Origin of the sequence: Parafannyhessea sp., from assembly GCF_051876455.1 — a bacterium.
GTDB lineage: Bacteria > Actinomycetota > Coriobacteriia > Coriobacteriales > Atopobiaceae > Parafannyhessea.
Map to the genome: position 1 here is coordinate 1 of NZ_JBJEHW010000148.1, position 10767 is coordinate 10767.

Genomic DNA, 10767 nt, shown 5'->3' on the forward strand with positions numbered 1-10767 from the left:
ACGTGCCTGACCTCCTTGCTGAACTTGGTCTTGAACGTGTTGAGCGTCATGAGGTCGGGGAAGGCCTCGGACCCGATGCCCATCTGGTCGTAGTCGACGCAGCCCATCCTGCCAAGCGTGCAGCACTCGAAGTAGATGAGGCCGTCCGTGGCCAGGGAGCGCTGCTTGCCCGAGCGGCTCGCGCCGTAGTAGCGCACGGCGTGCCTGCCCGAGATGGTGGCCATGGTCCACGTGATCACGCGGCCGTCCACCCTACCCGCGAAGACGCGACAGTGCTCGGGTCCCAGGCAGCGGAGCGTGTTCTCGTAGTCCTCGATCGGCGCGGGGACAAAGCCGTCGCGCTCGCTCGTCTCGAGCATGACGTCGTAGTACTCCGAGAAGGACTTCGATGCGAGGTCGGTCTCGTCTGCGTAGGTGGCGGGCGTCTCGCGCAGCGCCTTGCGCACGTCGCGGCGGCCGCGACCCTTCATGCGAGCGAGGATCTGCTCGTCTCCACCGGTGAGGTCGATCACGACCGTGGTATCGTATGGCATCATCGAGAGCGTCACGTGCGTGACGTCGAGCTCGTGCTCCACAGCGAGCCGGACGAAGACCACCTTGTGGTCGCGCTTTGCCACGAAGTCGCGCAGGGCCACGAGCGCCTCGCGCTCCTCGTCCTCCGTGAGCTCGCGCACCCAGACGGGTCCGTGGTGGGAGCGGAGGTAGTGGTAGCCGTGCGTCTCGTAGTCCGTGAACGTCGCGACGCCCAGCGTCTCGTCCCCGTCCGCGATGGCAACGCAGCCCCAGAGCGTGCGGCCCGGGACCGTCTGCTCGTAATTGGACCACCCACGGGTCTGCTCGATAGGAAGCTCGAGACCAAGGCGGTCCGCCTCGGCCTCGAACTGGTCAAACGTGAGTTCCCTTGCCTGCATTCGCTCTCCAGCCGCCTCTTGGAATCAATTAAGCATCAAGCCATTTTAGGATGCGGCCGTGGCGGCTCGGGCAAATGCGTCGGAGCTTCATAAGTGTCTTCACGAGCGGTGGGTCCGGCGGGAGGCGCTACTTGGTGCTGGGCTTCGTCTTTGACGCGACTTCCTTCTCGACCGTGCGGTTCTGCTTGGCACCCCTGGCGCGCACGACCACCTTGCGTGCGAGCTTGAGCGAACGGTAGAAGCCGCCGCGGATGGGATAGTCGCGGTCGGGCGCCACGTGCGTGACCTGCTTGCAGAACTTGGTCTTGAACTCGTTCAGGCCCAGCAGCGTCGGGCTGAGCTCGGAGCCGATGGCCATAAGGTCGTAGCTCTTGACCCTGCCGTCCTCGAACTTGCCGAGCGAGCAGCACTCGAAGTACAGCAGCTTGTCCGTCACGTGCTTGCGCATGGTCGCCGTGGAGGAGGCGGCGTAGTAGCGCACGGCCATGGAGCTGGAGATGGTCACGAGCGACCAGGTGACCACCTTGCCGTCCTCCTGACGGCCCGCGAAGAGGCGGCAGTACTCGGGACCCAGGATCCGCAGCATGTCCTCGTAGTCGGAGGCGGGGGCGGGATGGAAGCCGTCGCGCTCGCCCGTCTCGACGAGCACGCCGTAGTAGTCCGAGAAGGACTTCGCCGCCTGCTCGGTCTCGTCGGCGCAGGTGATGGGGGCCTCGCGCAGTGCCTTGCGCACGTCGCGGCGGCCGCGCGGCTTCATGCGGGCGAGAATCTCGTCGTCGCCACCGGTGACGTCGATCACGACCGTGGTGTCGTACGGCACGATGGAGAGCGCCGGCTCGCAGCAGTCGAGGTCCGCGTCGACGCAGCAGCGCACGAAGACCTGTCCCTCTCCCCTCTCGCGCACGACGGCGCGAATCGCCTCGAGCGCCGCCTGCTCGTCCTCGGGCTTGGGGGCCTGCAGCCAGACGGGACCGTGGTTGGACCTCAGGAAGTGGTAGCCGTGCGTCTCGTAGTCGAAGAGCCTGATGTAGGCGACGGCCTCGCCGTCACGCTCCAACCTGTATGCGCCCCAGGGACGGCGCCCGGGCACCGTCGCCTCGTACCTTGCCCAGACCTCGGTCTGCTCAATCGGGAGGTTCAGGCCGGCGGCCTCGGCCTCCTTGTCGAACTCTGCTGACGGCAACTCGATGGCACGCATGTCTAGCGTGGAGCTCATGACATTCCCCCTCGGCCGGATAGACCCAAAGCGGGGCACACCGACCGAAGAGCGCCTCGCCCCATTGGGTCCATTCTAAGGCACCTGCAAGGGCACATACGAACTTGCACCATCTAGACACCCCGCGCACAAGCCGCAACCCAAGCTGAGAGGCGACCGCAAGCAACCTGAAGGCGTCGGGCCCGCAGGCACGCGTCAGTCCGAGGGCGCGACTTGGGCTAGAAGTCCAGGCGGACGGGGATGCCCTGGCTGGCCATGTACTCCTTCACCTGGCGCACGGTGTACGTGCCGAAGTGGAAGACGCTCGCGGCGAGCACGGCGTCCGCCTCGCCGTCGATGATGCCCTCGGCAAAGTGCTCGAGCTTGCCCACGCCGCCCGACGCAATGACGGGAATGGGCACGGCACGTGCCACGGCGCGCGTGAGCGGGATGTCGAACCCGTCCTTGGTGCCGTCGCGGTCCATGCTCGTGAGTAAAATCTCGCCGGCACCGCGGTGAGCCGCCTCCTCCGCCCACTCGACGGCGTCGATGCCCGTCGGCTTGCGACCGCCCGCGGTGTAGACCTCCCACTTGTCGCCCTTGCCCTCCACGTGGCGGGCATCGATCGCCACCACGACGGCCTGGCTGCCAAAGGCCGAAGCCGCCGCCGTGATGAGTCCCGGGTCGCGCACCGCCGCGGAGTTGACGGACACCTTGTCCGCCCCGGCTGAGATCATGGTCCGCATGCCCGCGACGTCCCTGAAGCCGCCTCCCACCGTGTAGGGGATGCGCAGCTCCTCCGCAGCGCGCGAGGCGAGCTCGACGGTGGTCCTCCTGTCGTCGGAGGTAGCGGTGATGTCGAGGAAGACGACCTCGTCGGCGCCCTCCATGTCATAGGCGCTCGCGAGCTCGACGGGGTCGCCCGCGTCGCGCAGCCCCACGAAGTTGACGCCCTTCACCACGCGACCGTCCTTCACGTCCAGGCACGGTATGACGCGTTTGGTCAGCATGTCTTCCTCCCGTCGCTCTCTGGGCGAGAAGTGCCGCGTGCGGCCTCCAGCGCCTCCTCCAGAGTGAAGCTTCCCTCGTAGATGGCCCGTCCCGTGATGGCACCCTCGATAACGTCGGGTCCCTCGGCCGCGAGCGCGCGGATGTCCGAGAGGCTCGCGATGCCGCCCGAGGCCACGACGGGAAATCCAGCCACCTTCGCGACGTGACGGTACGCGGCGACGTCGATTCCCGTCTGCATGCCATCCCTCGCGATGTCCGTGAACACGAGGTGCCTGAAGCCGAGCTCGGAGAGGTGGGCCACCAGGTCGTCCGAACTCAAGCCCTCGCCCTCGCGCCAGCCATCCACGCGCACCTCGCCGTCGTGCGCCGCGACGTCCGCGACCACCTGGTCCGGGAAGTCGCGCGCCGCCGCCTCCGCGAAGCCGGGATCCCGCACGAGTGCGGTGCCGATGGCGATGCGCTTGGCGCCCGCGTCCGCGAGGCGTCGCACCGCCTCCATGTCGCGCACGCCGCCACCCGTGTCCACGTTGATCGAACCCAGGGAGCAGATGCGCTCTATGGCACGGTGGTTCTTCTCGACCGCCTCGTCGTCCTCGCGAAACGCCGAGGACAGGTCCACCACGTGCACCCACGTGGCGCCCCGGTCCGCGAAGTCCCGCGCGACGGCCACGGGGTCGTCGGAGTACACGTCCACCTGCGCGCGGTCGCCGCGCCTGAGGCGCACGACCTTGCCCGCGAGGAGGTCTATGGCCGGGAACAGGATCATGGCTAGCCCCTGACGATGTCGACGTAGTTCTGCAGGATCTTGAGGCCGGTGCGCGAGGACTTCTCGGGGTGGAACTGCACGCCGAAGACGTTGTCGCGCCAGACGGCCGAGGCAAAGCTGCGCGTGTAGTGGGTGCGCATCGTGACGACCGACGCGGGTACGTCGTCCGACAGGGCGTAGGAGTGCGTGAAGTAGAAGTTAGCGCCCTCGGGCACGTCCACCAGGAGCGGGCAAGCACCGCCAAGCTCCGTGAGGTAGGCCTGGTCCCAGCCCACGTGCGGCACCTTGAGCGTCGTGGACTCGAGCCTCGTGACGGAGCCCGGGAGGACGCCGAGTCCCGGCACCCACTCCCCGCCGAACGAGGAGTGCTCCGCGTGCTCGGTCCCGCGCTCGAAGAGGACCTGCAGCCCCAGGCAGATGCCAAGGAAGGGCGTGCCGGACTTGATGGCGTCCACCACGGCGTCGGCCTGGCCGGTGCTCCTCATGTAGGACAGGGCGTCCTCGAAGCTGCCGACACCCGGCAGGATGACGCCCGCGGACGAGCGGATGTCGCGCGGGTCGTCCGAGACGTACGCGCTCCCGCCGACGGCATCGATGCCGCGGACGACGCTCTGCAGGTTGCCCTTGTGGTAGTCGACTACCACGATGTCTCCCCTGACCATCAGAGGCTTCCCTTCGTCGATGGCACGCCCTTCACCCTGGGGTCGAGCTCCACGGCGCCGCGCATCGCACGTGCGACCGCCTTGAAGGCGCACTCGAGGATGTGGTGGGCGTTCTCGCCCGCAATCTCACGTACGTGGAGCGTGATGCCCGCGTCGCGCGCAAACCCCTGGAAGAACTCGTGCCCCAGCTCCGTGTCGAACGTGCCCACCTTCTGGGCCTCGATCGGCACGTCCCAATAGAGCTCGCCGCGGCCGCTCACGTCGATGGCGGCGAGCACCAGCGCCTCGTCCATGGGAACCACGACGGACGAGAAGCGCGCGATGCCGCTCTTGTCTCCCAGCGCCTGGGCGAGCGCCTGCCCCAGTACGATGCCCACGTCCTCCACCGTGTGGTGGTCGTCCACCCACGTGTCGCCCTTCGCGTGGACCGTGAGGTCCACGAGCGAGTGGCGCCCGAGGGCGCTCAGCATGTGGTCGAAGAAGCCGACGCCGGTCGAGATGTCGCAGGATCCCGTCCCGTCCAGGTCGATCGAGACCGTGATGTCGGTCTCCCCCGTTTTGCGGCTTACCGTGGCAGTCCTTGCCATGTGCTAGACCTCCTCGATCAGGCGCGAGAGCGCATCCAGGAACGCGTCGTTCTCCTCTGGCTTGCCGACCGTGACGCGCAGGCAGTCGGTGAGCCCCGACGCGGACGAGAAGTCGCGCACCAGGATCGAGTACTCGTCGCGCAGGCGCTCGCGCACCTGGTGTGCGTTCGGCACCCGCACGAGCAGGAAGTTCGCGGCGCTCGGCCACACCGTGACCCCGCGGCCGGCAAGCTCCCCGAGGCCCTGGACGAGTCTCGAGCGCTCGGCCACGATCTTCTCGATCGTGGGATCGAACGCCTTTCGCTCCCTCACCGCGACGAGCGCCGCCGCCTGCGAGAAGACGTTCACGGAGTACGGCTGGCGCACCGCCGCCATGGCGGCCATCACGTCCGGGCATCCCAGCAGGTAGCCAATGCGCGCGCCAGCGAGACAGTACGCCTTGGAGAGCGTGTGCAGTATTACCAAGTTGTCGTATTTTGCGAGGAGCGGCTCCGCCGAGGAGCCCTCCGGGGCGAACTCCATGTACGCCTCGTCGAGGAGGACGACGCCCGGGCACGCCTCGCAGAGCCGTGCCGTGTCCTCGACGGGAAAGAGGTTGCCCGTGGGGTTGTTGGGCGACGTGACGATGACGAGGCTCGCGTCCGCGGCGGCGCGCACGAGGGCGTCCGCATCGGCCTCGTACGTGACGGGGTCGCGGTCGACGTCGGTCACCTCGGTCTCGACGAGCTCAGCGTAGAGCCGGTAGACGGAGAAGGTCGGCGTGCAGTTCACGAGGACGTGCCCGCTGCCGCCAAAGGCGAGGAGCAGGTTGAAGATGAGCTCGTCGCCGCCGTTGCCCACGATGACCTGGCTGGGATCGACTCCGTGCCAGGAGGCGAGCTCGGCGCGGAGGTCGGGCGAGAGGGGCTGGGGGTAGCGGTTCGTCGCCACCTCGCGGAGCGCCTCGTCCACCTTCGCGCGCACGTCGACGGGCATGCCGTACGTGTTCTCGTTTGCGGAGAGGTTGATCCTCACCTGGGAGAATGCCGGGTCGTACGGCTCGAGCGCCGCGGCCGATGGCCGCATAACGGCGCGGAACCTGTCGCTGATACCTTGGGGCACGGTGCCCTCCAATCATGTCCCGCCCTTCCGCGCGACGCGGAGGGCACGCCGTCTACTTGGACTGTCCGCCCCTGAGGTTGGGAACGCCCGGCTCATCAAGCTTACGCGGCCACGCCGTCGCGATCGCATCTTGGCACGCGGTGGAAACGTCGGCGAAACGCTCCGTTTGCTCAAGCAGGAGCTTGCGACGCATGCCCACGGAGAGCGCGTGCGCCCAGAGGCCCTCTGCCTGCGCGATCGACTGCACCGCCGGACCGTCGGCCCTGAGTCCCTCGGGCGTGTACGAGATGACGCTCGAGCGTTTCTGGAAGTCGTAGACGCCAAGGGGGTTCGAGAAGACCGCGGTGCCGCCGGTAGGAAGCGTGTGGTTGGGTCCGGCAACGTAGTCGCCGAGCGGCTCCGAGGACCAGGGGCCCACGAAGATGGCACCCGCGTTCTGGATGCGACCCAGCAGGTCGAATGCCTTGTCGCAGTGAAGCTCGAGGTGCTCCGGCGCGATGAGGTTCACGGCGTCCACGGCGGCATCCAGGCTGGGGCAGCTCACCACGAGGCCGTGCTCGAGCGAGGCACGCGTGATCTTCTCGCGCGGGGACTGGACGACAAGCGCCTCGACCGCGGCATTGACGCCCTCGACGAGGTCGGGCGCGTCCGTCACGAGGTAGCAGGTCGCCAGCGGGTCGTGCTCGGCCTGTGCCATGAGGTCGGCCGCGACGACCACGGGGTCGGCCGTGGCATCCGCGAGGACGCAGACCTCGGACGGGCCGGCGACCATGTCGATGCCCACGTCTCCGGAGACGTAGCGCTTGGCGGCAGCCACGTACGCGTTGCCGGGGCCGACGATCTTGGAGACCTTGGGGATGGACTCCGTGCCATAGGCCACGGCGCCGATCGCCTGCGCGCCGCCGACCGCGTAGACCTCGTCCACGCCCGCGACGGCAGCCGCGGCGAGCGTGTAGGCGGAGAGTGATCCGTCGCGCTGCGGCGGGGTCACCATGATGACGCGCGGCACGCCCGCGACCTTGGCGGGCACGGTGTCCATGAGGACCGTGGAGGGGTACTGGGCTCGGCCGCCCGGCACGTAGACGGCGACGGACGGGACGGGCGTCACCTTGACGCCGAGGATCGTGCCGTCCTCACGGGTCGTGAACCAGGACTGCTCGCGCTCGCGCTCGTGGAAGTCGCGAATCTGGGAGTGCGCCTTCCTGAGCGACGAGAGGAACTCCGGGTCGACCATGTCGAGGGCGCCCTGGACGACCTCGTCGGGAACGCGGAACGAGTCGGGGCACGCCCCGTCGAACTTGAGGCAGAAGTTGCGGACGGCCTCGTCGCCGCCCTCGCGCACGGTGTCCACGATCTTCTCGGCGGACTCCATGACCTCGCGGGGCAGCGCACCCTGGCGCTCGAGGTCTGACTGCTGGAGCCGCTGGCTCCCGGTTAGCGTTACGGTCCTCATGCTCTTCTCCTTAGTCCTCTGCCACGGCCTGCGCGAGCCTTGCCGCGAGCGAGCGGATGCGCCCGTCGTAGCGGTAGGCCGCCGGTCCCGCGAAGAATCTGGCGGTGCACTGCATGACCTCGTCCACGATCACGAGGTCGTTCTCCCTGAGGGTGGTGCCGGTTGCCGTGATGTCGACCAGCCGGTCCGTCATGCCCACGATTGGCCCGAGCTCGATGTTGCCGTGCAGCTGGACGATGTCCACCTGCTGGCCGATGCGGTCGTAGTAGCTCTGCGTGATGCGCGGGTACTTGGTCGCGACGCGGACGCTCCCACGCCAGCGGTACGCGTCCTCCGCGGCGCCCGCCTTGGAGCGGGGCTCGGCGACCACGAAGCGACAGCCGCCGAAGCGCAGGTCGACCAGCTGGATGAGGTCGTGGTTGGCCTCGAAGATCGAGTCGTAGCCGCAGATGCCGCAGTCCGCGCCGCCGTGCGCGACGAACGCCGGCGCATCCTGCGCGCGCACGATGACGTACTCGACGTCGCCGTCACGCACGATGAGCTTGCGGCCGAGGTCCTTGAGCTTGTCCGTAGGAAGTCCTGCCTCGCCCAGGACGCGCACGGCGTCTGGGAAGAGCGAGCCCTTTGGCACGGCGATCCTGAGCGGACGCTCCGCCAGGCTCACGTGCGAGCTGACGACGCCGCTCTCCCCCTGCTCGCCCAGGATCTCCTGGAGCCGCTCGAGCGAGAGTGCGAAGCCGCACGACGCCACGCCGGGACGTCCGAAGTTCGCGAGCACCGCGTCGTAGCGGCCGCCGGAGGCGATCGACGCCGTGATGCCCTCCGCGTAGCCCTTGAAGATGACGCCCGTGTAGTAGTCGAACGAGTTCACGATTGAGAAGTCGAAGGAGAGGCGACCAGACGCGTCGAGGTCGGACAGAGCCGAGACGAAGCGCTCGAGTTCCCGCGTGCCGCGCTCCTCCTCGGGAACGCCGGCACCCTCGAGCAGGGAGTCGATGCGGGCGATGACCTCCGATCCGCCGGACATGCGCGGGACCTGGTGAAGTGCCAGCCGCACAGGCTCGCTCAGGTCCGTGGAGTCGACGAGCTCGTCGAGGCTCACGAGGTCGGACTCGTGGGCATAGGACAGGACGCCCTCCTCGAACTCCTTCGAGGGCGAGCAGTGCGCGAGCAGCGCCTTGAGGGGTGACACGGAGCCGCACACGATCCGCCAGGCCGGGACGTCCAGGGCCTCGAGGGTCTCCGCCAGGAGAGAGACGACCTCGACCTCGGGCAGGGCGCCTCCGTCGTCGCTCCCGTAGTACTCGATGCCGAGCTGCGTGAACTGGCGCGGCTGGCCCTTGAGCGAGGACTCTTCCCTCACCACGGGCGCCACGTAGCGAAGGCGCAGCGGCAGGTCGTCGGCAGCCATGCGGGTCGACACCATGCGCGCGATGGGAAGCGTCAGGTCGGGACGGACCATGAGCAGGCTGCCGTCGGCATCGAAGAGCTGGAACGGCGAGTCCTCGATGCGGCTGCCGACGGAAAGCAGCCTCCTGTCCTCGAGAATCGGCGTCTCGACCGGCAGGTACCCATGCTTCGAGAAGCACTCGCGTACGATTCCCGTGATGCGCTCCCTTGCGAGCGCCTCAGTCGGAAGGATGTCCCTGAACCCGCGTGGTGTTACTGCCGGCATCTACACGTTCCTCTCGCCCAAGCGGCCCTTGCCGTATGCCTTCAGGATGCGGGGCACTCGCTCTCGCTCCTACCCCAGATGGTGGGAGTACTTTATCACACTAAAGTGTCCAGGCATCCACCCCCATGAATCGGTAACGTCGGCGAAACGAAGGAGCGAAAGGGCGAGAAGGACGCTCAGCGGGTAGCAGGCGTGCGCGTGATGTCCGCAAAGGTCGCGCCGAGGAAGTCCGCGAGCGCGACTGGGTCGAGCGTGAGCGAGAGGCCCCGGCGCCCGCCCGAGATGCCTATCTCGTCGAACAGCTGGGCCGTCTCGTCGATGAGCGTGGGGAACTGCTTCTTCATGCCAACGGGGGTGCAGCCACCGCGCACGTAGCCCGTGAGCGGTTCGAGGTCCTTGATCGCGATGAGCTCGAGCGACTTCTCGCCGGCGACGGCAGCCGCCTTCTTGAAGTCAAGCTCCTCAGCGACGGGGATGCAGCAGACCACGTGGTCGCCGGAGGGTGCCACGCAGACGAGGGTCTTGAACTGGCTGTCTGGGTCCTCCCCCGCCTCCTGTGCCATGCGAAGCCCGAGCCCGCGCGAGATGTCGTCCTCCTCCTGCTCGTGCCAGGTGTAGGAGACGCCCCCGCGCTCCAGCTCGCGCATCGCGTTCGTCTTCTGGATCTTCTCCTTCTTAGACATCGAACCATTGCCCCCAGGTGTTGCGTCCCAATCAGTCGTCCTTGCGCTTCTCCATGCGCGCGCGGTCGCGCTCGAGCAGCGGCTTGAGGTACCTGCCCGTGTACGACTCCTCGCACTGGCAGACCTTCTCGGGCGTGCCGTAGCAGACGATGGTGCCGCCACCGGAGCCACCCTCGGGACCCAGGTCGATGAGCCGGTCGGCAACCTTGATGACGTCGAGGTTGTGCTCGATCACGAGCACGGTGTTGCCCGCGTCGACGAGCTTCTGGAGCACCTCGATGAGCATCCTCACGTCCTCGAAGTGCAGGCCCGTCGTCGGCTCGTCCAGGATGTAGAAGGTCTTGCCCGTCTGCTGGCGGTGCAGCTCCTTTGCGAGCTTGACGCGCTGCGCCTCGCCGCCCGAGAGCGTGGTCGCTGGCTGGCCGAGGTGGATGTAGCCAAGGCCCACGTCGTAGAGGGTCTGGAGCTTGCGCTTGATGCGCGGGATGTTGGAGAAGAACGCCAGCGCCTCCGTGACCGTCATGTCCAGGACGTCCGAGATCGACTTGCCGTGGTAGGTCACCTCGAGCGTCTCGCGGTTGTAGCGCTTGCCGTGGCACGCCTCGCAGGGAACGTACACGTCGGGCAGGAAGTTCATCTCGATCTTGATCTGACCGTCGCCCTTGCATGCCTCGCAGCGTCCGCCGGGGACGTTGAAGCTGAATCGGCCCGCGCTGTAGCCGC

10 protein-coding genes and 1 pseudogene are annotated in these 10767 nt (G+C 67.7%); all 11 read right to left on the bottom strand.

Annotated elements, in window-relative coordinates:
- A partial coding sequence (locus tag ACI38Z_RS06545; RefSeq protein ID WP_439789389.1) for a lipid II:glycine glycyltransferase FemX occupies window positions 1–911 on the bottom strand: 911 nt, incomplete at its 3' end.
- Between the two features lie 127 nt (window positions 912–1038).
- A complete protein-coding gene (locus tag ACI38Z_RS06550) occupies window positions 1039–2127 on the bottom strand; it encodes a lipid II:glycine glycyltransferase FemX (RefSeq protein WP_439789390.1) in 1089 nt (362 codons plus the stop codon).
- A gap of 218 nt (window positions 2128–2345) precedes the next feature.
- Window positions 2346–3116, bottom strand: a complete 771-nt coding sequence (gene hisF, locus ACI38Z_RS06555; protein ID WP_439789391.1) for an imidazole glycerol phosphate synthase subunit HisF — start codon at window positions 3114–3116, stop codon at window positions 2346–2348.
- Window positions 3110–3883 carry a HisA/HisF-related TIM barrel protein gene (locus ACI38Z_RS06560; protein WP_439789392.1) on the bottom strand — a complete coding sequence of 258 codons (774 nt, stop codon included), beginning with the start codon at window positions 3881–3883 and terminating at the stop codon, window positions 3110–3112. The genes hisF and ACI38Z_RS06560 overlap by 7 nt, the downstream gene beginning before the upstream one ends.
- Window positions 3884–3885: 2 nt before the next feature.
- A complete protein-coding gene (gene hisH / locus ACI38Z_RS06565) occupies window positions 3886–4545 on the bottom strand; it encodes an imidazole glycerol phosphate synthase subunit HisH (RefSeq protein ID WP_439789393.1) in 660 nt (219 codons plus the stop codon).
- A complete protein-coding gene (hisB, locus tag ACI38Z_RS06570) occupies window positions 4545–5132 on the bottom strand; it encodes an imidazoleglycerol-phosphate dehydratase HisB (RefSeq protein WP_439789394.1) in 588 nt (195 codons plus the stop codon). The genes hisH and hisB overlap by 1 nt, the downstream gene beginning before the upstream one ends.
- Window positions 5133–5135: 3 nt before the next feature.
- The gene (hisC, locus tag ACI38Z_RS06575) at window positions 5136–6233 is read right to left on the bottom strand and encodes a histidinol-phosphate transaminase (RefSeq protein ID WP_439789395.1); all 1098 of its coding nucleotides are present in this window, start codon (window positions 6231–6233) and stop codon (window positions 5136–5138) included.
- A 52-nt stretch (window positions 6234–6285) separates the two neighbouring features.
- Window positions 6286–7686 carry a histidinol dehydrogenase gene (gene hisD / locus ACI38Z_RS06580; protein ID WP_439789396.1) on the bottom strand — a complete coding sequence of 467 codons (1401 nt, stop codon included), beginning with the start codon at window positions 7684–7686 and terminating at the stop codon, window positions 6286–6288.
- A gap of 10 nt (window positions 7687–7696) precedes the next feature.
- Window positions 7697–9361, bottom strand: coding sequence for an ATP phosphoribosyltransferase (hisG, locus tag ACI38Z_RS06585; protein ID WP_439789397.1), 1665 nt, complete (start codon window positions 9359–9361; stop codon window positions 7697–7699).
- A 176-nt stretch (window positions 9362–9537) separates the two neighbouring features.
- On the bottom strand, window positions 9538–10044 hold the full coding sequence (ybaK, locus tag ACI38Z_RS06590; RefSeq protein WP_439789398.1) for a Cys-tRNA(Pro) deacylase: 507 nt from the start codon (window positions 10042–10044) through the stop codon (window positions 9538–9540).
- 31 nt (window positions 10045–10075) lie between these two features.
- A pseudogene (locus ACI38Z_RS06595) lies at window positions 10076–10767 on the bottom strand (excinuclease ABC subunit UvrA); the annotation flags it as partial.

Bases quoted from the DNA above. Each gene is read 5' to 3' on its own strand.
- ACI38Z_RS06550 (WP_439789390.1), bottom strand. From the start codon at position 2,127: ATGAGCTCCACGCTAGACATGCGTGCCATCGAGTTGCCGTCAGCAGAG.
- hisF (WP_439789391.1), bottom strand. From the start codon at position 3,116: ATGCTGACCAAACGCGTCATACCGTGCCTGGACGTGAAGGACGGTCGC.
- ACI38Z_RS06560 (WP_439789392.1), bottom strand. From the start codon at position 3,883: ATGATCCTGTTCCCGGCCATAGACCTCCTCGCGGGCAAGGTCGTGCGC.
- hisH (WP_439789393.1), bottom strand. From the start codon at position 4,545: ATGGTCAGGGGAGACATCGTGGTAGTCGACTACCACAAGGGCAACCTG.
- hisB (WP_439789394.1), bottom strand. From the start codon at position 5,132: ATGGCAAGGACTGCCACGGTAAGCCGCAAAACGGGGGAGACCGACATC.
- hisD (WP_439789396.1), bottom strand. From the start codon at position 7,686: ATGAGGACCGTAACGCTAACCGGGAGCCAGCGGCTCCAGCAGTCAGAC.
- hisG (WP_439789397.1), bottom strand. From the start codon at position 9,361: ATGCCGGCAGTAACACCACGCGGGTTCAGGGACATCCTTCCGACTGAG.
- ybaK (WP_439789398.1), bottom strand. From the start codon at position 10,044: ATGTCTAAGAAGGAGAAGATCCAGAAGACGAACGCGATGCGCGAGCTG.